We start from the raw sequence: 24,006 nt of genomic DNA, 5'->3' as shown, positions 1-24,006 counted from the left end.
TGCTGATACATATTCCCTGGCCAAACAGCGGCGATTACGGCATGAATTTACCGATGAACCTGCTGTCGTGGGCTGCGATTTTGCTTCAGGCGCTGATCGTCTGGCTATCGCTGCAAGCGGATAAAATACGTCTGACACCCACGTTTTTATGCCTGCTATTCAGTGCGATAGCATTTACGTTACCCGTCTTCTGGTCGCCTGATCAGGGACTCGCCATCGCTCTTCCTCGACTAACAGGGATCTGGGGAGGCGTGTTTACCTATCTCACCTTACTTCAGTACCCACCGCGGGAAAAAGAAATTGTTGCTCTGAGCTATATGATCGCTGCGGCAGCTTGCATTGAAACCGTTTATTCTCTGATGGGTTTCTGGTGCCCACAATGGCTTCCCTTCCCGCTTAACGCACTGGCTGAAAATTATTCCGGTGGCGCACCGGGTATTTTTCAACAGCGTAATGTCACCGCCACATTTCTGGCGACAGGTTTATCTCTTCTGCTGGTGTTGATGGCGGACAGGCAGCGAACGCTTAAATCGTTTCGTGCGGAAACTGCGCGGAGGTTCGCAATCTGTTTTGCAATTATCCTCATCTCTGCGACGCTAGTATTATGTCGTTCCCGAATTGGCTGGCTGGGCGGTCTGTGTGGAATTGCCTGCGCGTCGCTTCTTTTCTGTCAACAATGTTGGCGAGATAGAACCACGGCTTGCCAACGCCTTGCGATTATTTTCTTACCGTTCATCGGTGGTCTGTTGGGTTCGGTTTTACTCCAGGGTTCCGTATTAAATTCGTTGGCTCATGAAGGGTCAAATCAACAACGACTCCTGACGCTGGAATACACCGTGCGCCTTATCATGACGCATCCCTGGAGAGGGATTGGTTTAGGCATGTTTGAATCGGTGTATCAAAATTTTATGGCCGATCTTCCTTTCGCGAATCCTGGCCGGGAAATGATGCAGCATCCACATAATGAGACGTTATTTATTCAGGCGGAAGGCGGAATTGTCGCCTTCCTGGGCGGGCTGATTCTTTTATGGGGTTGGATTATTTTATTTCGCCGCCCAAAAAGCTTGTGGCAGTGGGTGACGCTGTTAACCACCCTACCGATTTTGTTACACACTCAGGTCGAGTTTCCTCTTTATTACTCCGTTGCGCACTTTTTTCTCATCCTGCTACTGATGAGTGCAACTGAAAGCCGTAAATCCACGTTCACCTTGCCGGTAAAATATCTGCGTCCAGCCCTGGCCGCGACCGCACTGTACGGTATTGTGCTGTCAATGCAGCTCTTTCGCGCCAGTGTGACACTGGGAGAATTCGAAACGAGCCGACTTGAACCACCGGAAAGTATTCGTCAATTATCCGTTCCCTGGCTGATGCAAATACGCTGGCAGCGGGATCTCTCCCGCTTACATCTGATGCATTTTAATCAAAGCGGTAATATTAATGAGCTAGATTTATTTGCTCAGGAGAATGCCAAGTGGATCACAATGCATATGGAAGAAGATGCCTGGAGCGACCAGATTAATATTCTGATGTTTCTGCAAAAGCGGGAAGAGGCACTGGCGCTAAGGCTGCGGGCTCATCGCTTAATGCCATGGGATGAGCGCTTTAATCCGGGTGAGTAAAAATAAAAGAAGCTGGCATCATAGTCGGCTTCCTGCATCATTTCACTGATAAGTCAGGTTTAGCATTGCCGTGGCGTTGGCAGTAGCGGCTTTCACTTTATCTTTAGTCTGAATATCACTGACCGCAACTGTCGCCATCATCGTCGTTGATACAGTTGATTAAGAGTGACAATCTACGCTGGATTCATACACTGTCAGCGCCTGTCAGATAGGTTGATCGCGCTGTACAATTATCTGGGAGCGTTTATCTGTAACGAAGAATGGAATAAGTGCAGGTTATCGATATGGTCGCATAACAGTTTGTGGCACCCAAAAAGAGCATGTCCAACAGAAGGTTCATTCTTCGCCCCCAAACTGATTTTAAAATTGTGTACACACCGAACCTATCTACACACAGTTTTTATCAGGCATAGTTCACCACAAAGGTCACAGAAACATTTGCCCTTCCTGGCGTCACATCATCAACTACAGACTGATAACTCGCTGAAAATTTAAGTTCAACGGAGTCCTCACCTCCTTTTAAGGGGATGCCTTCAGAAGGTTTATCGGGGGGGAGTAATTTCCCCTTACTGTCATAAATTGTATTAGCTCAGACCTGATCTGACAGTTACCGGTTATTTATACAGGTATCTGTCAGATTACATCTGGTTTAAGTTTTTCTCAGCCCAGATGCGTTTTCCATCAAGTAATGTTTCCACTGGCGTCCGGCCACAGCACATTTTCCCTGATGAGTTCGCTCATTATTATAGTGAGCCAGCCATTCATCAAGATCCGATTGTAATGAAGCAAGATCACCATATAACTTTTTGCGGAACGTTACCTGATAAAACTCGTTCAGGATCGTTTTATGGAACCGCTCGCAGATACCATTGGTTTGCGGTGACATTGCCTCCGTTTTCGTATGCTCAATGTCATTTATCGCCAGATAAAGCTGGTAATCGTGCTGCTCCACTTTACCGCAGTATTCGGTGCCTCTGTCAGTATCCTCAGCATCGGCAGGCCATGAGACTCATAAAACGGCAGTACACGATCATTCAGTAAATCAGCCGCTGTAATCGGCGTTTTAGTGACATAGAGCTTGCAGTGAGCCACTTTCGAGTACGTATCAACGGACGTCTGCTGATAGATACGCCCGACGCCTTTCAGATTGCCCACATAGAACGTGTCCTGTGACCCCAAATAACCCGGATGAGCGGTTTCAATCTCACCACAGGCCTCGTCATCGCTGGCTTTACGTTCCAGCGCGGCGATCTGGCTGTCGGTCAGTTCAATACCATCGCGGGCCATTTTCTCTTCCAGCGCATGCAGGCGTTTTTTGAAGTTCTCAAGGTTATGGCGTAACCAGACGGAACGGACACCACTGCCGGAGATAAAACGCCCTGTTTACGTAACTCGTTACTGGTCCGGTGCTGACCGTGAGCCAGGAATTCGACAGCATAATCAACAACGCTCGCTCAGTGGCCTCATCGGTACGGTTCTTTAGGTTAGGAGCACGACGGCTACGATTTAGCAGTGCATCTACGCCACCTTCATCGGCCAGTTCGCGATAACGGTAAAATGCATCGCGCGAGACGCCCATGATTTTTCAGGCTTTCGACACGTTACTGAGTTCTTCAGCCAGATTGAGCAAACCGGCTTTGTGTTTGATGACGGGATTGGTAGTATGAAGCATGAGAGTTACCTCGTGTTTTGTATAAGGATTCGACACCCATATCAAAACCGGTAACTCTCAACCTTTCAAGGCCATGTGTCAGATCAAGTCGCGACTAATACAACTTACTTTTGTGAGAACTGATACTATTGAGTCAGCGCTGTCGGTTGCTTAAGTCTGCAGCAAGAATACTGAGGTCAGTTATTTGCGACCTTTTAGACACATAATCCGTACGTACAGCACGTACTACGATCTGTGCAACTTTATCAATTTTAATTAGTTTCATGAATTATTCGCAGTCGTAAACTTTAACGCCAAATAAGCTCTTACACTTTCCTCATATAATATTCACCTTATAATATAATATAATCTTCAGATACCTTAATTAGAATTGCTATGCCATTATGAAGCCAGACACTCATGTCATCAATATAATCAATGCCGTTTCCGACACTTCTCGCATTTTGCATGCCCGGGAGCGGCAAATCATATCTCTCGGACACCATGCCGAATCGATGACTTTTGTATTACATAAAGGCACGGTAAGTGTTTACCGTAGCCACGACCAACTGCTACTTAAGCATCTTAAAGCACCTATGATTGTTGGCATGAACTCGTTAATGAATACGAATGCTGATTTCTTCTACAAAGCCAACGGGGAAATCCTTTTCGAAATCATTCCGACATTACACGTAATGAGTGTCATTGCGGAGAAAAACCTTTGGCTGGACGCATCCTATACCTATATGTATGCCATAGATAAACTTCTCGAAGCACATCGTACCTCTGCTGGCCTCTCAACCTACGAACTGATCCGCACCAATCTTATTGCATTGATAGCAGAGAAAGAAGAACTGCGTCTTGCGGTTAACGCGAGTGACTACATCCAGGAAAAAACGCATCTTTCGCGTAGCCGCGTGATGAAGATTTTGAGCGACTTGCGGCTGGGTGGCCATATCGAGATGGCGCGCGGTATTCTTACTAAGATCAATCGTCTTCCCGAACAGTACTGACCTGGCTCATTTGCATAATTTCCTTACAGCAGTCATCATAGGTCACTGTTTTGTAAAGGAGAGGTTATGCAGGAATTAATTACTCAGGTCGAGGATTTAGCGGGTATTGAAATGAATCACACCACCTCGCTGGTGATGATTTTCGGTATTATTTTTCTCACAGCCATCATTGTGCATATTATTTTGCACTGGGTGGTATTGCGCACCTTTGAAAGGCGCGCCGTTGCCAGCTCCCGTCTGTGGCTACAAATTATTACGCAGAATAAGTTATTTCACCGTCTGGCATTCACCCTGCAGGGTATTATCGTCAATATTCAGTCCGCACTGTGGTTGCAAAAAGGCAGCGAAGCCGCAGAGATTCTTACTGTCTGCGCACAATTGTGGATCATGATATATGCCCTGCTTTCATTATTTTCGTTACTCGATGTCATATTAAATCTGGCGCAAAAGTTCCCCTCTGCCTCTCAGCTTCCTCTCAAGGGGATATTTCAGGGTATAAAACTCATTGGCGCGATTATTGTCGGTATATTAATGATATCGCTATTAATCGGCCAATCGCCCGCGATTCTGATTAGCGGCCTGGGCGCGATGGCCGCCGTGCTGATGTTGGTATTTAAAGACCCGATTCTGGGGCTGGTTGCGGGCATTCAGCTTTCTGCTAACGACATGCTGAAACTGGGTGACTGGCTGGAGATGCCGAAATACGGTGCTGATGGCGCGGTCATTGATATTGGTCTGACGACGGTGAAAGTCCGCAACTGGGACAATACTATCACTACGATTCCGACCTGGTCGCTGGTCTCTGATTCGTTTAAAAACTGGAGCGGCATGTCGGCATCAGGTGGTCGGCGCATTAAACGCAGTATCAATATTGACGCCACCAGTATTCATTTTCTGGATGATGATGAAAAGCAGCAACTGTATAAAGCGCGCCTGCTGAAACCTTATCTGGAGACGCGCCATCAGGAGATAGATGAATGGAATCAACAACTGGATGCGCCGGAATCGGTATTGAACCATCGGCGGATGACCAATATTGGGACTTTTCGCGCCTACCTGAATGAATATCTGCGCAACCATCCACGCATTCGCAAAGATATGACCTTAATGGTACGTCAGCTGGCGCCAGACGATCACGGTCTCCCCCTCGAAATTTATGCTTTTACCAACACCGTCGTCTGGCTGGAATATGAAAGCATTCAGGCCGATATTTTTGACCATATTTTTGCTGTCGTAGACGAGTTTGGATTGCGCATTCACCAGTCACCTACGGGCAACGATATTCGCTCGCTGGCGGGAGTATTTCAACGATAACGCAAAAGCGCCGATCTCATTACGCGAATGAGATCGGCTTCCTCTCAGCGTACTTTGCGAGAAAGTTTAAACGCAACAAACAGGAAGATGACCCATACCGGCAGCAACATGGCTGACAAACGCATGTCGTCGATGGTGCACATCAGCACAAGGATCATCGCCAGGAAGGCGATGCAGATATAGTTTCCTGCCGGGTAGAGCAACGCTTTGAACTGGGTATCACGCCCTTTGCGACGCATCGCGGCACGAAAACGCAGATGCGCCAGACAAATCATGATCCAGTTCAACAGCAGCGTCGCCACCACCAATGCCATCAGCAGACCGAAGGCCTCTTTCGGCAGCAGGTAGTTGATGAGCACCACCAGCGAAGTGATCGCACCAGAGAGCAGTAATGAATTCACCGGCACGCCACGACGGCTGACACGGGTCAGAAACTTCGGTGCATTGCCCTGGACTGATAGACCAAACAGCATACGGCTGTTGGAGTAAACGCCGCTGTTATAAACCGACAAAGATGCCACCAGAATCACGAAGTTCAGCGCTGAAGCCACGACGTTACTGTTCAGATCGTGGAAAATCATCACGAACGGGCTGCTGTCGGATTTCACTTCCACCCACGGGTAGAGCGCCAGCAAAACCACCAGCGAACCGATGTAGAACAGCAGGATACGGTACACCACCTGATTAACCGCTTTCGGAATGCTTTTGTGCGGGTCACGCGCTTCCGCTGCGGTGATGCCGATAAGTTCCAGCCCACCGAAGGAGAACATGATCACCGCCAGCGACAGAATCAGCCCTTTCCAGCCCGTCGCCAGAAAACCACCATGCTGCCACAGGTTATCGATGGTCGCCCGCTCACCGCCGTTCCCCGAGAACAGCAGCCATAAACCAAAGCCGATCATGCCGATGATCGCCAGCACTTTGATGAGCGCAAACCAGAATTCGGTTTCACCGTACAGACGGACGTTCACCAGGTTGACGGCGTTAATGATGATAAAGAAGGACGCGGCCCAGACCCAGGTGGGAACCTCGGGTAACCAGTACTGCATGTAGATACCGGCGGCCGTCAGTTCAGCCATCCCGACCAGCACAAACATGACCCAGTAGTTCCAGCCTGACAGGAAGCCCGCAAACGGTCCCCAGTATTTATAGGCAAAGTGAGCGAAGGAACCCGATACCGGCTCTTCGACAACCATTTCGCCGAGCTGGCGCATGATCAGAAAGGCAATAACCCCGGCGATGCCGTAACCCAGCAGCACCGCTGGACCCGCCATCTGAATCGCGGGCCCGATGCCGAGAAACAGCCCGGTACCAATCGCGCCACCCAGGGCGATTAATTGAATATGTCGATTTTGCAAACCACGTTGCAGCGTCGGACTCTGTTCCGACGACGCTTCAAAACGGCCGTTGTCTGAAGCGGATGACGCGTCTTTCACGCCCTACCCCTGTCTCTTTTTTAGAAGGGGCACGTTTTAACACTTCATGCTGGAGGTAGCAAGTTAAAGGCACTGGAATGGAGGGGGCATCCTTGCCCCTGATAACGAGGTGGAACTCAGAACTCGTAACCAACGGACACTTTAAAGGTGCGCGCTTCTCCCTGGGTGACGTACGTGCCGGAATCATCAACACTGGCCCAGTAGTTTTCGTTGGTAATGTTGTCGATGCCCGCGCGAACGGTCATCTGATTTTGGTTCTGGTTAAGCGCGAAGCGATAGCGCATACCCAGATCCAGAGTAGTGTAGCTGTCGAGCTTTTTGCTATTAGCCAGATCCGCATACTGAGAACCGGAATGGTTCACGCGCGCGGTAGCGGTCAGACCTTCAATCGGCTTGATGTCGTACTCGGCACCCAGCACGGCGTAAAAATTCGGCACGCCGATCGCATCATTGCCCTGGTTCAAACCGTTGTTGGTTTTGGTCATCTCGGCTTGCAGCCAGGTGGCGCTGGCGTTCAGACGCATGCCCAGCATCGGTTCGCCGAAGATGTTCAGCTCAACGCCACGATTACGCTGCTCGGCATCCAGACCATAATGTTTGGTTTCACTGTCAAGAATTGCCGATGGCATTTTGATTTCAAACAGCGCCAGCGAACCGCCAACACGCCCGAAGTCCGCCTTCACGCCCACTTCATTCTGCTTAGAATGGACGATACCGGTGCTCTGACCATAGTTGGTTGCCGTGTTGGGCGCTGCTTTACCCGGCTGTAACGCTTCGGTGTGGTTGGCGTAGAAAGATATCTCTTCCCAAGGCTTGTAGACGACGCCGTAAGTCGGCATCCAGCGGCTACCGTCAAAACCGTCGGCGGCGTTTTCTGCGCCGGTAATTTTGTCATAACTCCGAATCACCACTTTCTGATGGCGTGCCCCGACGGTAAATAGCAGTTTGTCATCCAGCACGCCCAACGTATCGCTTAGCAACCAGCCCTGAGTCCGGGTGCGCCCGCTGGTCAACGGATCGCTGTAGTTACCGCCTTTACCGTTCGAGCTAGTACTGGCCGGCGCGTCAACGCCGCGGTTGTGATAGATGTTGGTATACGGGTTATCCGCCGCTTTAGACATTTTCCACGCGATTTTTTCGTTTTTGCTTTGTGCCGAGTAGCCAACGTTCACCTTGTGCGAGACAAAGCCCGTAGCGAAATTGCCGCGAATTCCCGCCATGCCGCTGACCGTGTCGCTGATACGGTTGGTATCAAGACGACTGGCGGTGGCCGTCCCGCTCTTATCCAGCAGTTTCGGCGCGCTGTAGAGACCTTCCTCGTGCGCGTGCTGAGCGCCAAGTGCTGTGTAGGCAGTCCAGTTGTCAGTGATGTCATATTCGCTACGCCACATGCCGAACTCGTTTTCAATGTCGCTATACGCCCATTTCTGCGAGAAGTTACGGTCATTTTTTGGCGGCGCGGGAACGAAATCGACCAGAGAAATGTTGACGCTGGTTGGGCTGCCGTGGAAGGTTTTTTTCTGATAACCCACGTCCAGTGAGGTGCGGAAGTTATCGCCTCTGTAGTCCAGACCGGTGGAAAGCAGCGTAGTACGACGGCGATCGTCCTGAATCCGGGTTTCGCCTTCACGGTGGACCAGATTCACCCGCGCACCAAACTGATCGTTGTCGCCAAAGCGACGACCCGCATCCAGCGTGGTGCCAATCTGTGAATCCGACGTGTAGTCCACGCCGACTTTAGCCTGCGGGATGTCGCCTGCATGTTTCGGTTCAAGGTTGATCATCCCGCCGACGGCAGAACTCGCGGCGCCGTTCATCAGGGCGTTTGCCCCTTTGAAGATTTCGATGCGATCCACCATCTGCGCATCCACCACCTGACGCGGCAGAACACCAGACAGCCCGCCAAAGGTCATATCATCGCCGTCAAATTTCAAACCACGAATGCGAAAGCTTTCCGCGCTGTTGCCGTAGCCCTGGACATACTGCACACCCGCATCGTTTGCCACGACGTCGGCGATGGTTTTCGCCTGTTGATCTTCAACCAGTTTAGAGGTGTAGCTGATGACATTGAACGGTACGTCCATCGCACTTTGTTGACCAAGCATGCCGAGTCTGCCGCCGTTGGCGACTTGTCCATCAAGAAACGCCGCCAGCGGCGTGTCGCCACCCGGTTTGAAATCATTTTGGGTTGTCGCCTGGACCACAATGGTGTCCTCCGCTTTTTTCGCGGTGTCTGCCGCCCAGGCCGAGCCAGAGATTGCGCCCATCGTCAGCGCCAGAATAGTTTTGGTGTTGTTCATGTGAATGCCATCAAAAAGAGTCAATGTGGCGGGGGACAACATCCGTCCCCCGACTGATTTTTATTATTTATTCAGCTCAATACGTACAACGCTGTCCGGCGCATTGGTTGAGTGGTCTTTATTAAATTTCTGTTTCACAGTGACATACAGCGTCTGGCCGTCAGCAGAGAGCAACAGGCTGTTTGGATTCGGCGGCAGGTCCCAGCTTTTTTTCACGCTGTAATCGCTCGCGTTGAGACTGAGCAGCTTCCCGGAATCACGCTGGGTGATGTAAATTTCGTTGCGTTTGGCGTTGAATGTCACCGCCAGAGAATCCCCAACGTCCAGTTGCTTCAGCACCTTGCCGGTGTGGATATCGAGCACCAGCGTGGTTTTCGCTTTGGCGTTATCGGTCACGAACAGACGTCCGGTTTGTGGGTCTTCCGCCATATTCAGCAGCAGCGCCGGCTTGTCGCCCAGCGGCTTCCAGCGTTTCTCAACGTGCTGGTTACGCGGGTTGATTACCAGGATTTCACCACCGCCATTCACGGCGTAGATGCGCTGGGTCGTTTCGGAGTAGTGCAGACCGGTCATCCATTTGCCCGTATTTTTAATGCGCGTTTTCAGCTTCAGCGTTTCGGCATCAACCACCCAGATCACCGCAGGATCGGCGACCGCGCCGATATACAGCAGGCCGTTATGCAGCAACACCTGACGAGCGCCATACGGGAAACCTTCCGCGTTCCGCTCAGGAAACAGGACGCGATTTTTAACTTTGCCATCCGCAGTGTTCAACGCGCTCAGGCCACCGTCCAGCGAGTTGGTGACGTACACCGTTTTGCCATCAGGCGAAATCGCCATACCAAAGTTTTTCAGATCCGTGTGGCTGCGACCGATCGTCTTAAGGGTTTTGGCATCCAGTTTGTAGATCACCCCGCCCTGAACATCTTTAAAGCCTTCGGCACTGGCGACATACAACGCGTCCCCGGCAGGATTTAATGCCATCTCATACAGGCCATCCGCCAGATCGCGTTTTAACGTATCGGTCGCCACCGCGGGCGTCGCCGCTTTTTCAACGGTATTTGACGGTGTAGTAGCGGGCGTAGTGGTCGCGCAACCGCTTAATGCCGCGGCGATCAGCACGGCCAGCGCCGTAATATTTTTTTTCATCCTGGGTTCCTTACCAAAAAAGACACGCATTAAATAATAAAGAGAATGAGAACTATACTTATTCTCTTTTTCGAAGCAAGCGTCTTTCGCGCAAAAAATACCCTTAATGAAACAGAGGTTCGAATTGTGAGAGCGCAAACGAAAATGGCGAGTGAATGATAATTTCTGCGAATTATTCTGGACGAACAGGCTCCGCAGGCCACAGAATGCGATTTGCACTTTTTTTATATTTTTCAAACGAATGACTTAACCTAAATATCGTCATTCATGTGTCGGTCACGCCAGGCAACGGTGTCATGAATAAAATCATCAAACGACTCGAAATCATTAAAAGCGCCATCGAACTTGAGGATGAGGAGATCATCCAGCAGCAGCTTGTGCATCTGCAGCGGGAATCTGGCGATCCTGTAATAACGGCAATTGCCCAGGCTATCGAGACGCGCCGCTTCAGTGATGCAATGCGTGAAATTGCTACCTGGCTACAAAATCAGCGCGCCATAACCAACTGGCAGGATCCGGCGATTGCCGCCAGCAAGCTGGAACTTAAGGCGCTGGAAAATCAGTTGCGTGAGCTGATTGACACCCGTAATACCCGCATTCAGATTCTGGATGAGTTTAACGACCAGTATCATCTGCGCCTCGGGCCATTAATGAGCCGTATTCTCGAGCTGCGTAAACAGCTCGCAGCCAGCGCCCTGCGTCGGCAGGAAGCGGAACGCAGACGTCGCGAGAAAGATTACCTCTCCTGTCAGCAGTACATCTCACTGGCGGTCGATCGGTTAGCCCAGCTTAAACAGCAGTGGATGGGCATGGATTCAGCCTCTCGTGCCGCAGTCGACATCCGTCAGCGCATCCAACAGCAAACGGAGCTGATTACCGACCTGCTCGCCGAGATCCGTGAACTGGAAGCAGATTTTTCCCGCCAGGATGACAGCGACACGCGGCAGGCACAGGAAGAGGCAGCGCATGAATATGAGGAGTATCAGGAACAGCAGCAGGATGCTCAGCACCGTTTCGCACGCGATCAGCGCCTTTCACCGGATGAGCGTAATGAGCTTAAGCGCCTGTGGCGTCAGGCCAGCCGTTTGTGTCACCCGGACGTTGTCGCTGATGAACTGAAAGAGAAAGCGCACCAGATGATGGTGCAGCTCAATCTGGCGCGGCAAAACGCCGATCTGGCGGCCATTCGCGCCCTGCTCACTCAGTTGCAAAGCGGTCTGGAGCCAATGATGGCCAGCGACCGGTTGAACAATCTCGACCATCTGCGGCAGAAAATCCAGCAGTTGCGGATCCAGATTGACGCGCTGATGAAAGAGATCGCCGGGCTGGAAGCAGAAAATGCCTGGCGTCTGGCGACCTCGGTTCGCGATAAAGAAGCGTACTTTGCAGAACAAGAACGCGCGCTGGCTGAGCTTCGCGATACGCTGGAGACCCAGGTTAAACACGTTGAACAGGATCTGCTGGCAGGTTAAGTTTTTTTGTAACAAAAGGGTGGCGAAGGAGTGCTGGCCAGTTGACCGGTCCACAAACAGCACAAAAAAACAAAAACAACATTTAATCATGTTAATTTAAAAAATTATAGAGCTTAATTCTGCGAAACCATCAACAAACCAGTTTTATTCACTTAAATCACGTTAACCTAAAGAGTATTACGCAGAGGGAGTGTTTTTACGGTGACATTACCCAGGAATATTCTTAACTCCCGATTCCGCACATCATCACGTTTATCCCCTACCTCCATACTGCACGCCTTTACCTCCGATTGTCTCCGCTATTTTTTAAGACTTTCCCGCAAACGTTCCATTATTTTCCTACCTGTTTTCATCAATCCATAAGTGAAATCTATCAATCATTCTTCAGGAGGTGAAATAAACGATTTATCTTAAATTTTAACAAAGCGTAATATTTCAATTGAGAATAATCCCAATACAGGTTGTGGATTTAAACAGATTCCCAGGCTGGGAAAGAACCCTTTTTTAAAATGTTAAAGAGGGGCAGGATGCTATTGCCGACTCAAGGAGAATTTAATGTCAAAAGCTATTTTTATGGGTGATGATTATTACACCTGGCTTGGCATGAAAAATATTCTGCGCGGCACATCACTCTATTATGGCATGCAATATTATGCAGCCAGTTCACCGCCCTCTTCTCTCCCGGTTGTTCAGAATAATGATTACCTCATTATTCATCCCGAAGAGACGGATATTCTGAAATACGCCAGCATCATTCGCCGTCTCTCCTCGCGTGCGTCATTGATGCTTTTTGTGCTGACGAATGTCGAAACCTTTGCGGTATTCCAGACCATTTGCGGCATGCAGATGCACTTTCTTGACCGCACATTGAGCCTTGACGCACTACACGGCCGGGTGATTCAACTCATCAACTGCAAGAACACAAGTGTGAACCGACCGCTGGATAATGCCATGAGCGTTAATGAATTTAACGTCATGATGATGTATTCCCGTGGCTGGTCACTGTCCAGAATTGCCACTATTGCGCATAAAAGCGAAAAAACTATCGGTACCTATAAAAGCAATATTGCCAAAAAACTGGGGCACAACAATACCCATCTGAAATATATATTCTCCCATTATCGCTAACAACCACTAAGGAAATACAACACGGACGACTGAGCATTAATTAAGACGTTATCAATCACTAAAAATTATTCCGCCCTGCGGAAGGGACTCCTGTTTTCGAAATTTGACAACCCAGGCCAACTCATCGTGAGCCACCCCTAACCACAAACGCAACGTGTCAACCAACTAAAAACAGAAATGCAGACGAGGTTATTATGAATAAGGTTTACAACATCATATGGAATGCGACACTCGGGCTTTGGGTTGTCGCCTCCGAATTATCAAAAGGGAAGAAAAAAAGCAGCTCGCGTAAAACAGGACTGCGTGTTGTTTCCGGTTTAGTTGCTGGCGTTTCTTTCACGGCCGCCGCCATACCGATCGTGACCGATGGCACACGCGATATTACCGTGGATTACCCGAATGTCATCTCCGCCGGCGTCCATCAGGACGTATTCAACTACGGTTTTTTATATGAAAACAAAAACAACGCCAGTGAACTGAATATCACCGGCGCGATCCCCAACATCGCCTACGGACAGACCGGCATTGTGGAATCGTCTACCATCCGGGATCTGTTGGAAAACGGCAAAATTATTATTACCGCGACCAACCTCGACCACGAACCAAAACCTATCACCACCATTGAAGAACTGGCGGAATACCTGAGCCATACACAGTCGTCTACGCCGCAGCAAAGCGTGGAATTTCAGGTGATTGACCCGGCCGATCCCGAAACAACCTCCACACTGAAGGTGTTTGATACCACAAGCCTGGCAAACTTTATTAGCGTTTCGCAGATTGGCGATGCAGTGCTTAACACGTTTGATGCCAATGTGTCGCAAATCTATAAGCAGTTTGGCTTTGCCCTTGCCAAAGATGGCGCAACCGCCAATCTCAATATTGGCGATCATTCACTGAACGTAAGAGAAAATGCTATTCGTCTGCTGGCAAAAGACTCTTCTCTGCTCAAAGCGCAAGACCCGAACAGCAAGGTTAACTGGCAATCCGATAACTATATCCAGTTTGGTGCTGCACCAGTCGTTCCGAGCAAAACCTTTGCGGGTTCGAAACAGACCACCGTATTTGGCAAAGACATTACCTTAATGACCTACGGCTACGACGAAGAGGGGAATGTCGTTGAAACGGGTAACCGCACCTTTTCCATCAAAAACACGGCGGATCTGGCGAATTTCAACAACTGGCTGATTGGCGCCGGCAGTGAGAGCGCCAAAACACCCGACGGGCAAGATATCAGCCAGATCCAGCTATGGCTGGATTCTGGCGCTATCAGTAAAGTTTCTGACGCACAGAGCTACTACGCGAGCCTGATCAACCAACTGCTGACCTCCAGCACCAATGCCGACCTGCTGACCTGGGATTACGATGTCTGGACTGACGGACAGGCGCACACCAATAACACCACAGCGGCCACTGGGGAACTGCATGCCATCTATGCTAACGGACAAGGCACCACCGGTACATTGGTTGCGGGCGCGACTCTGGCTGTCGATGGCAGTATCAATGGGGCAATGAAGGCCGATGGCGGTGGTTCTGTCGTCAATGAAGGCGCCCTGAACGTGCTGCGAACGTCTACCGGACAGGGGCTGGCGATTGGCATGTTGGCCAGTGATGCCAGCGCCATTAACCACGGCACGATCAACTCCGGTTTGTTTATCGATAAGGATGGGAATCGGAAGGTCAACAGTTACGGTGCCTACGGTATGCAGGGGCTGGGAAACAGCACCGTCGTGAACGAAGGGACCATTAACCAGGCCATCACGACCAACAACTACGGTACGGCGGCGGCGGCCGATCCGTGGTCAACGGATAAACCGGACAGTTCTCTGACGCTCGCTATCGGTATGCAGTTGTCCGATCAAACCAGCGGGATCAACAGGGGTGAGATTAACGTCGTGGACGGACGCAGTAACGACGACTCATTTGGTAAGGGAACGGCTTACGGCGTTGAAGTGTCCGGTGAGGCCACCTTCACAAACACCCTTGATGCCGCCATCTATCTTGGGCGTAACGCTAACGATCTCACACAGGATGTCGATATGGCAGGTGGTGCCAGCCCCAGCGCCGGGATCCTGACCCGCAGTTCAGGTGATGTCACCAATGACGGGGCAATCACCCTTGGAACAGGCGTACGTAACGCGGCGGGGATCCTGGTCGGTAACGCCACCGGGAATGTGACCAACACCGGTAAAATCACCCTCAACGGCGACTCGTCATCCGGCACCAGCCATAACTTCGGTATTTCCGTGCGCGACAGCGGCAGCGAAAACGGCCAGCAGATCCGTAACGACGGTGAGATTAACGTCAACGGCCACAACAACATCGGGATCCATCTGACCGCCAGTTCGAAGAACGCGCATGTGACATCCAGCAATACAGGGGCAATCACGGTCGCGGGCGACGGTGGCACGTCGAACCGTAACTATGCAATCTGGGCAGAAGGGAGTAACACTGCTCAGGCCACCGTTGACGTGTCTTCTTCGATCACACTCAAAGAAGTCGGCAATATTGGCGTTCATGTCCGCGATAATGCGGTGGCTAACGTTAACAGTACCAGCAGTCCGCTATTCAAAAATAGCGATCAAATTGGCTACTATCTGTACGGCAAAGGTGCGACCGCCAATATCGGCGAAGCCGTGATGAACGATAACGGTCAGGCGCGCACCACGTTGTTCCGCATTGCTAATGGCGCAAACTTTGCCGGCAATACGTTCGACCCGCTGACGCTCCAGCCATCTAAACTCGAGATGACCTTAACGGGCGAAAAATCGATTGGCGTCTTTGCGACCGGTAAAGGCAGCACCGTGGATACGGGTGAAGCGACATTTACGGTAAGCGGCGACGGCGCGGCGGCGCTGCTGCTCGAAGGGGGTGCAGAAGGCACCATCAGCGATAAGACTCTTATTGAACTGACCGGATCAAATACCACCGCCGGGATTGTCGATGGTCAGGCGCACCAGTTGAACGGTAATAAACAGGGCACCCCTGTCGAAACCATTCTTAACTCCAGCGCCATCATTAAATCCCTGGATACCGGGCTGAACGTCATCGCCTATGTGGCGAAGAATCTTGGCAACATTGTTCTGCAACAGGACGCGGTTATCGATCTCGCCAGTAAAGACAGTATCGGTGTCGACGTGCAGGAAGGAGGACGGTTAACCAACAACGCATCCCAGGCATTGCATGTCAGCAATGGGATTGGCGTTCGCGCCTCTGGCAAAGATGCGCAGATCAAAAAGCTGGGCACCATTGTGGTCGATGACGGTACCGCAGGCGTGCTGCTGACCAATGGCGCAACGCTGAATATCACGACGGGAACCGGTGGAGTAGCCGATACCATTACGACCAACGGCACGGCGGATGGAATTCGCCTTGCCGCCGGTGCGGGGTCGCTGACCGCCAAAGGCGTCACTATTAGCGCATTGGGCAGCGGCGCAGGGATTCAAAACCATGCCGAAAGTTCGGATATCACGCTGAACAACGTAACGATTAACGCCAACGACGGTCCGGGGATCCGCACCAGCGTGGCGCTGAATGTGAAAAACGGCGCCAATAATCTACTCAACGTCACCGGTGCGGGTTCAGGTTTTGCCTTCATGAAAGAGAACGGCGACAACGCGACCGGCGATTTGGTTATCGGCACGGGTTACACCGTGCTGGTACACAACAATACCGGAAACGCCACGGGGAACGGGATTGATGCCCGCACTAACGGCAAACTGACCACCCGCGCCGATATTACCATTCAGGACGCGACGGGCGGCTCAGCGATCCTGGCAAAAGACGTTTCCGCCATCACCAACAGTGGCAAAGTCACCTCCAATAGCGTGAACGGTCCGGTGGTGGATGCCAGTGGCGACAGTAGCAAAACCATCAGCAACACCGGGACGATCCTCGCCGCTACCGACAAGGATGTCGCGATTCAGTCTGGTAAAGGCAATGACACTATCAACATCAGCGGCGGCAATATGCGGGGCGTCATCAATACTGGCGCCGGTAGCGATCGTTTTATCTGGAACAGCGGAACGTTCGCCGGGGAGGTGAACTTCGCCGGGACAACCAACAACAAGGCCAACATCGGCAACGTATCGCTGGCGAACACGCGTCACATCACCACGCTCGCTGGTACGGGTAACGCCCTCACCTTCACAAACACCCGGGGTAATATCGGTACACTGCTGGCGGATGATCTCAGTCTGGGAACCCACATCGGCAGCGGCTGGAATACCTTAACGCTGACGGGCGCACAGGCGGATATGCGCATTGTGGATAGCCTGACGCTGGCTGACGGCACCCTCGCTGTTAACGACGGTGCGACGCTGCGCACGGGCGACCATCGCGATGCCAGCAATACCGGCGCGACCATTGGCAACTACAGCATTACCACCAGCGGTATAGCCAGCAATATCATCTTTGATACGCAGAGCAATGACGCTGACAGCCAGATTTATCAGGGCACCATCAGCGGTAGCGGCAACTTTGTCCGCGCAACGGGTGGCACGACGGTGTTCACCACCGACAATAGCTACAGCGGTTCTACGACGATCAAACAGGGCGGGATTTTACATCTTGGTCAGGGCGGTACAACGGGCGGTATCAACCCGGTTTCGCAGATCATTGATGACGGTATTCTGACCGTGAATCGCAGCAATAACGTCCTGCTTAACGGGGTGATTTCCGGTATCGGCGCGCTGGAGCAAATCGGTAAAGGTATTACCCGTTTAACCGGCGCCAACAGTTATAAAGGAGTGACTACCGTCGACAACGGCACACTGCTGGTCAATGGCGATCAGTCTGCCGCGACGGGCATGACAACCGTGAACGGCATTGCAACCCTGGGCGGCACCGGCACCCTCGGCGGTGACGTCGTGATGAATGACGCCACCACCCTTAGCGCAGGCGACGGCGGCGCGGGGACGCTGAAGATCAACGGAAGTCTGCAACTGGGCAGCAAAACCACCTCCGCGTTTGAACTGGGAGAAGCCTTCGTGCCCGGTGGCGCACAAAACGATCTAGTCGATGTCACCGGCAATCTACTGCTCGATGGCACGCTGAACGTCAGCCAAAGCACAGGCGGCACGTTTGGCCCAGGCGTCTACCGTCTCTATAACTACGGCGGCACCCTCGACAACCAGACGCTGGAATTAGGCGACGTTCCGACGGGTCAGGATAAGCGCAATATTTTCGTCCAGACGGTGCTGGATAAGCAGGTCAACCTGGTTAACGCCAACGGCGTCACGCTGCAGTTCTGGGACGGCGCGCAGACGGGTGAAAACCACGGTAAAACCGGGATTGAAGGCAACGGTAAAATCGATGGTGGCGATGGCAAATGGATGGCTATCGGCAGCCTGGGCGATAACAACTGGACGCAGCAGGACGGTATCGGCAACGCGCCGTGGGCGCAAAAAGCCTTCGCGGTCTTTACCAGCAACGCCGGTACGGTCGAGGTCGATCAGAGCGCGGGCAACGTTCAGTTTTCCGGCGCGCAGTTTGACGCGGACGGCTATGTCATCAAAGGCGATGCGCTGAACGCATGGGAGACCACCGCAGGCAGCAATGAGCTGATGCTCCGCGTCGGTGCTGGTGGCGCAGGCGAAAACTTCACCGCAACGATCGAATCGACGATCCGCGAAGGTGACAGTACGGATAGCCTGACGCTGGTCAAGACTGACCAGGGGCGTCTGATCCTGAGCGGTGATAATACCTATCATGGCGGCACGCGCATTGACGGCGGTACGCTGCAAATCTCGGCGGATAACAACCTGGGCCAGTCCGGAACCGGCGTCACTATCAACAACGGCTCAACGTTCCAGCTGGGCGCGGATTTCACCACTCAGCGCACCCTCACCCTGGGGACGTCTGGCGCGGATGCGGTGTTCGATCTGAATTCACACCACTTCTCCCCTGTCGGCGATATCACGGGCGCGGGTAACCTGAAAGTCACCAGCAGTACCCATGATGCGGCCAGCACGCTGTCGCTCGATCGGGCAAACCGCTATCAGGGTACGACGCTGATTGAAGGTACCGGACAAGCTCACAACGTTACGGTCAATGCCAGCCAGACGGGAACATTTGGTAGCAATGCCAGCAGCACGGTGAGCGTAACGAAAGGCGCGGCGCTGAACGTCAGCGGCGCGGCAACCAGTCTGCAATCCCTGACGATGGAGATTACCGACAGCCTGTTAACGCTAAAAGACACGGTCACTGCCGCCGACGCGACGCTGAATCTGAACGGCACCGCAAAGGCGCTGATTGCAGGCAATGCAACAGCCGGACAATCCACGATTAACGTTTCAGAAACGAGCACACTGGCGCTGGAAGAGGATGCCAGCGGCGGCAGCGCAACGGTCACCAACAGCGGGCTGATGTCCTTTGCCGATCGCGCACTGGCGGAAATGACCACGGTGAAAAACCTCTCCACCGGTAGAGTGGATATCAGCCATGTCGACAGCGCGACATCCGTCGGTTCGCTGTCCGGCGCGGGTAACGTTGAGCTGGGCGATAAAACCCTCTCCCTCGGTAATCTGGGTCTCAACGACACCATCAGCGGCATCATCAGCGGTGACAGCGGTAATCTGGTGAAAATCGGCGACGGCATACTGACCTTAACCGGCGACAACACCTGGACCGGCACCACATCGGTCGATGAGGGCGTACTGCTGGTCAACGGCAATCAGGCGGCGGCGACCGGTGACGTAACGGTCAAGGCAGGCGCGACGCTGGGCGGCAACGGCATTATTGGCGGCGCGGTAAATGTTGCGGATAACGGCCATATTACCGCCGGTTCCACACTGAACAGCGTCGGCAAACTGACCACCGGCGCTCTGACGCTGAATGACCTGTCGCAACTGGATTATCAGTTTGGCCAGGCATATACCCCGGGCGGTGCCTTCAACGACCTGATTAACGTCAACGGCGATCTGGTACTCGACGGCAAGCTCAACATTGAAACCTCACCCGGCGGCAGCTTTGATGTTGGCGTCTATCGCGTCATTAACTACTCCGGCACGCTGACCAACAACGTGATGGACATTGCCAACGCCCCAACGGCGGCAGACAGTCTGTACGTGCAGACATCGGTTAACAATCAGGTCAATCTGGTGAACCACGGCGGTCTGACCCTGCGCTTCTGGGACGGCACCGGCGGTGAAAATGGCGAACTGAAAAACAACGGCGTGATCAACGGCGGCGATGGTATCTGGCAATCCAGCCACGGCAACGATAACTGGACCACCGATGAATCCACGCCAGAAGGCGCGCTGAACGCCCCGTTCACCGATGCCGCGTTCGCCGTTTTCCAGGGGGTGGCAGGCAATGTCACCGTGGATAACAGTCTGGGCGATGTGATCATCAGCGGCGCGCAGTTTGCCACCGATGGCTACCGCGTAGCGGGCGATGCCATCACCACCAACACCGCCAATACGCTGATTCGCGTCGGCGACGGCACCATCGATGGCGCAGGGTATATCGCCACCATCGACAGTGAGATCCGCGGCGCCGGTGGCATCAATAAGAGCGACCTCGGCACGCTGATCCTGACCGGCGAGAACAGCTACAGCGGCGGTACAACGATTACGGCAGGGACACTAGAGGTTTCCGGCGATAAAAACCTCGGAGCAGCCAATACCGGGATCACCTTTAACGGCGGCACGCTGAAGTATGGCGATGCGTTTAATACCGCCCGCCAGGTGACGCTGGAATCCGGCGGCGGGACCTTCGACACCAACGGCTTCAACGTCGAACTATTGACCGACGTTGAAGGCAGCGGACAGTTAACGAAAACCGGTCAGGGTACGCTCATGCTCACGCTCGACACCTCCTACACTGGCGGCACCCACGTCGTGCAGGGCACGTTGCAGTTGGGTAATGGCGGTGAGATCGGCAGCGTACAGGGCGATATCATCGCTGACGGCATACTGGATGTGAAACGCTGCAACAGCTACACCCTGAGCGGCAATATCAGCGGCGAAGGACAGCTCCACCACACCGGTAGCGGCATCACCACGCTGGAAGGCGCGAACAGCTACAAAGGCGCAACGCTTGTCGCCAACGGGGTTCTGCAGGCCGGTGGCGCCAATATGTTGAGCGCAGCGTCCCATCACATTGTGGCGAGCGAAACCACGCTGAAAACGCAAGGTTACGACCAGACGATCGCCGGATTAACCAACGGCGGCAATGTGTCGCTGACGGGGGCGGCGATCGGTTCCGCGTTGACGGTGAAAGGCGATTACAGCGGCAAAAACGGGACGCTTGAATTAGCCGCAGCGCAGAACAGCGGCGGTCAGGGCATTGCGGACCGTCTGGTGATCGATGGCGGTAAGGTCAGCGGTAACACGCTGCTGAAAGTAGACGGTTCAGGGCTGGGTGCGCCGACGGTGGGAGACGGGATCGAAGTGGTGACGGCGAAAAACGGCGCCACCACCACGGCACAATCCACGCGTGACGGCTTCTATCTGGCGAATAACCGGATGTCTGCCGGGGCGTTTGAATACCAGTTGTATGCCGGCAACGCGAAAGGCCTGGGCGAAAACTGGTACCTGCGCAGTGAATACCGCCCGGAAACCATGCTCTATTCCGGTCTCGCCAGCGTAGTGCGTCAGGGCGACCTGAGCCTGTTAGGCAATATGCACCAGCGAATGGGGGATGACGTACGACCGGGTCTCGATGAAGACCACCGTGCATGGGCGAGAATGATTGGCTACTCCGCTAAAACCAAACTGGACGATATCACCGGCACGCAGACCACCAGCCACACGATGGGGATTCAGGCAGGGGTTGACCTTTACGCGGATACCAGCTGGAAAGCCGGTGTCTACACCAGCATTCTGGATATCGACAGCAGCGTCAAAGGCAGCCATGCGGGTAGCGCGGGTAAAGGCGGTAACATCGATGACAACGCGTTTTACCTGGGCGGTTATGCTACCTGGTTCTCCACCGATGGCATGTATGTGGATAACGTCCTGCAATACGGTAACCATGACGCTCGCCTGTCGGCATCCGGAAACAAGGGTTCCCATACCGTGAAAGGCCATACGCTGACCGCCTCGACGGAGATCGGCAAAGCGTTCCGCTTAGGAGCAAGCGCATGGAGTCTGGAACCCCAGGCACAGCTGATCTATCAGTACAGCGATTTTGATGACAGCACGCTGGGCGGCGCGACGAAGACGAAGACGAAGGTCATACTCGATACTGCCGATGCCTTTATCGCCCGTTTCGGGCTGCGACTGAAAGCTGACTATGACACCCGTCACGGTAAGATTCAGCCATATGGTCGCGTCAACCTTTGGCAGGGACTGGGGTCAAAAGACAAAACCCACTTCAGCAATGCGGTTGCCACCACAACGCTGGAATCTTCGCAGCAGTACTCCAGTACCGAAGTGGCCGCAGGTCTGAGCTTGAGCATCGACCGCGATCTGCAGGTGTACGGCGAACTGGGAACGCAGTTCAACAACGGCGGGCATAAATCGCAGGTGGAAGCGCCAGTGAATGCCTCCATTGGCTTTAAAAAGTCATTCTGACAACCGCTGAGGGGATCAGGCCGGGTGAAGGCAATGCCTCACCTGGCCTACGTTGTTCAGGACAGCTGTAGGCCTGATAAGCGAAGCGCCATCAGGCTGATGACAAACTCAGGATAAAAAAGAGAACGGATGGTTGAATCTGACAATCAGTTTATTCAGTTCAGTCGAATGGGCCAGACCCAGCTTCGTGATGATTCGCATTTTATGCGTCTGTATCGTTTTATAGCTCACACTGATCAGATCCGAGATTTCATTTGGTGAATATCCACTCACCAGCAAACTGAGGATTTGCTGTTCACGATCGCTCAGCCGTTTTTGTGAACGGAATAAGCGGGGATTCCAGCACTCCCCCGTCAGGGTCGTCAGTCGGCCAAAATCACGCAGCGGTGATTTATCGGTCAGCACAATCACTTTTTCGACATACAGTAACTCAATGCACAATTTCGCCAGACGGTCATCGGCAATCACCACCACGGCATTATCGTAAACTTTAAAGCGATTCTTATTTAAATAGCTGACAAAATCAGCGTAGGACTGTTCGTGGCTGATGATATTAAAAATCATCATCCGATGGCGATAGCGTGCAGAGTAATCTACCATCACCTGCCAGGGGACATCCGTCACCTCAGCATTTTTACTTTTTAAATACGTTGAGACACTGCTACCGACAAAATCTTCATTTCCACACATCAACATAAAGTTCACCTTCCTTTATAAACTTTTTAATTTATTACTCATCAAAAAATGAATAATGACCTTTTCGACATCCAACGCGTCGCGTGGATGTTTGAATTCGAACTTGCAGGAGATCTGCTGACAGGAATAAAGCTGATTGTTTTCATCAAATTCGTTGATAGCAACAACGTTGACGACCCGGAGATCGCAATGCAAACGACCAAACTGTTCAAAATCCAGAGATGCCCCTTTAATCAGCGCATTTTTATAAAGAAAGCGGGTGTTTATTTTCTGTGAGATCAGCGCGCAACCGCCGCGAGAGATATTCTTAATCTGCAGCAAGTAATTCTCACCATTTTTATAGCGTCCAGAACAGTAGAAATGATACCCCTTTAAAAAGGAGAAACGCTGATGCTGGCGGCGCTGAACCAATAAGATCACTTCAGGTATGCGATACGCCAGTCCGCACTCCAGTTTATCGGTCAGCGACTGACTGAACCGGGCATTGAACCGGATAATGCCGCTGTCGCTGTGCAAGATAAAAGACTGGATTGAAGTGAGTGGGATGTTGCTGTTGTTGGTAATCACGAAGTAGTCGAAGTCAACCTTTTCTAATTGAGTGACCACGCTGGCGTCTTTAAATTTCAGTTCTACCTTCGTTTTTCTGAGAAGCTCTTCGCGAATAATGGCCACGATCTCAAATTTATTGTCCTTTGCCATCCCAAATCCCATAG

At 52.3% G+C, this 24,006-nt stretch carries 11 protein-coding genes and 1 pseudogene; 6 read left to right on the top strand and 6 right to left on the bottom strand.

Going from position 1 to position 24,006, the window contains the following annotated elements; translation table 11 throughout:
- Positions 1-41 precede the first annotated feature (41 nt).
- On the top strand, positions 42-1,619 hold the full coding sequence (locus C2U53_RS16345; RefSeq protein WP_172740575.1) for a PglL family O-oligosaccharyltransferase: 1,578 nt from the start codon (positions 42-44) through the stop codon (positions 1,617-1,619).
- 638 nt (positions 1,620-2,257) lie between these two features.
- Here C2U53_RS16345 and C2U53_RS16340 read toward each other — a convergent pair.
- Positions 2,258-3,198, bottom strand: a pseudogene (locus tag C2U53_RS16340) (IS481 family transposase).
- A 476-nt stretch (positions 3,199-3,674) separates the two neighbouring features.
- On the opposite strand from C2U53_RS16340, the gene C2U53_RS16335 reads away from it, so the two are divergent.
- Positions 3,675-4,283 (top strand): helix-turn-helix domain-containing protein, encoded by a 609-nt coding sequence (locus C2U53_RS16335; protein WP_104446124.1) that lies wholly within the window; start codon positions 3,675-3,677, stop codon positions 4,281-4,283.
- A gap of 66 nt (positions 4,284-4,349) precedes the next feature.
- Positions 4,350-5,597, top strand: a complete 1,248-nt coding sequence (locus tag C2U53_RS16330) for a mechanosensitive ion channel family protein (RefSeq protein ID WP_043001497.1) — start codon at positions 4,350-4,352, stop codon at positions 5,595-5,597.
- A gap of 44 nt (positions 5,598-5,641) precedes the next feature.
- On the opposite strand, the gene pheP is transcribed toward C2U53_RS16330, so the two are convergent.
- The 3 genes from pheP to C2U53_RS16315 all read right to left on the bottom strand — a co-directional run bounded on the left by pheP (position 5,642) and on the right by C2U53_RS16315 (position 10,482).
- Entirely contained in the window at positions 5,642-7,033 is a 1,392-nt protein-coding gene (gene pheP, locus C2U53_RS16325) for a phenylalanine transporter (protein ID WP_043001498.1), read from the bottom strand.
- 116 nt (positions 7,034-7,149) lie between these two features.
- Positions 7,150-9,333 (bottom strand): TonB-dependent siderophore receptor, encoded by a 2,184-nt coding sequence (locus C2U53_RS16320; RefSeq protein WP_104446123.1) that lies wholly within the window; start codon positions 9,331-9,333, stop codon positions 7,150-7,152.
- A 63-nt stretch (positions 9,334-9,396) separates the two neighbouring features.
- Positions 9,397-10,482 (bottom strand): YncE family protein, encoded by a 1,086-nt coding sequence (locus C2U53_RS16315; RefSeq protein WP_054176104.1) that lies wholly within the window; start codon positions 10,480-10,482, stop codon positions 9,397-9,399.
- A 296-nt stretch (positions 10,483-10,778) separates the two neighbouring features.
- Here C2U53_RS16315 and C2U53_RS16310 point away from each other — a divergent pair, with 296 nt between their 5' ends.
- The 3 genes from C2U53_RS16310 to C2U53_RS16300 all read left to right on the top strand — a co-directional run bounded on the left by C2U53_RS16310 (position 10,779) and on the right by C2U53_RS16300 (position 22,597).
- Entirely contained in the window at positions 10,779-11,954 is a 1,176-nt protein-coding gene (locus C2U53_RS16310) for a DnaJ family molecular chaperone (RefSeq protein ID WP_104446122.1), read from the top strand.
- 555 nt (positions 11,955-12,509) lie between these two features.
- Positions 12,510-13,082 (top strand): LuxR C-terminal-related transcriptional regulator, encoded by a 573-nt coding sequence (locus C2U53_RS16305; RefSeq protein ID WP_044269022.1) that lies wholly within the window; start codon positions 12,510-12,512, stop codon positions 13,080-13,082.
- Positions 13,083-13,276: 194 nt separating this feature from the next.
- A complete protein-coding gene (locus tag C2U53_RS16300) occupies positions 13,277-22,597 on the top strand; it encodes an autotransporter outer membrane beta-barrel domain-containing protein (RefSeq protein ID WP_104446121.1) in 9,321 nt (3,106 codons plus the stop codon).
- A gap of 108 nt (positions 22,598-22,705) precedes the next feature.
- Here C2U53_RS16300 and C2U53_RS16295 read toward each other — a convergent pair whose 3' ends face one another.
- Positions 22,706-23,293: a LuxR family transcriptional regulator gene (locus C2U53_RS16295; RefSeq protein WP_044269019.1), complete on the bottom strand. Its 588-nt coding sequence runs from the start codon at positions 23,291-23,293 to the stop codon at positions 22,706-22,708.
- 15 nt (positions 23,294-23,308) lie between these two features.
- Positions 23,309-24,004, bottom strand: coding sequence for a flagellar brake protein (locus C2U53_RS16290; RefSeq protein ID WP_104446120.1), 696 nt, complete (start codon positions 24,002-24,004; stop codon positions 23,309-23,311).
- Positions 24,005-24,006: the final 2 nt, after the last annotated feature.

Source organism: Citrobacter sp. CFNIH10, assembly GCF_002934585.1.
Lineage (GTDB): Bacteria > Pseudomonadota > Gammaproteobacteria > Enterobacterales > Enterobacteriaceae > Citrobacter_A > Citrobacter_A amalonaticus.
The sequence above is the reverse complement of the archived record's forward strand: the minus strand, read 5'-3'. Positions and strand labels throughout refer to the sequence as shown.

Bases quoted from the DNA above. Each gene is read 5' to 3' on its own strand.
- C2U53_RS16345 (WP_172740575.1), top strand. From the start codon at position 42: ATGAATTTACCGATGAACCTGCTGTCGTGGGCTGCGATTTTGCTTCAG.
- C2U53_RS16335 (WP_104446124.1), top strand. From the start codon at position 3,675: ATGAAGCCAGACACTCATGTCATCAATATAATCAATGCCGTTTCCGAC.
- C2U53_RS16330 (WP_043001497.1), top strand. From the start codon at position 4,350: ATGCAGGAATTAATTACTCAGGTCGAGGATTTAGCGGGTATTGAAATG.
- C2U53_RS16320 (WP_104446123.1), bottom strand. From the start codon at position 9,333: ATGAACAACACCAAAACTATTCTGGCGCTGACGATGGGCGCAATCTCT.
- C2U53_RS16315 (WP_054176104.1), bottom strand. From the start codon at position 10,482: ATGAAAAAAAATATTACGGCGCTGGCCGTGCTGATCGCCGCGGCATTA.
- C2U53_RS16310 (WP_104446122.1), top strand. From the start codon at position 10,779: ATGAATAAAATCATCAAACGACTCGAAATCATTAAAAGCGCCATCGAA.
- C2U53_RS16305 (WP_044269022.1), top strand. From the start codon at position 12,510: ATGTCAAAAGCTATTTTTATGGGTGATGATTATTACACCTGGCTTGGC.
- C2U53_RS16300 (WP_104446121.1), top strand. From the start codon at position 13,277: ATGAATAAGGTTTACAACATCATATGGAATGCGACACTCGGGCTTTGG.
- C2U53_RS16295 (WP_044269019.1), bottom strand. From the start codon at position 23,293: ATGTTGATGTGTGGAAATGAAGATTTTGTCGGTAGCAGTGTCTCAACG.
- C2U53_RS16290 (WP_104446120.1), bottom strand. From the start codon at position 24,004: ATGGGATTTGGGATGGCAAAGGACAATAAATTTGAGATCGTGGCCATT.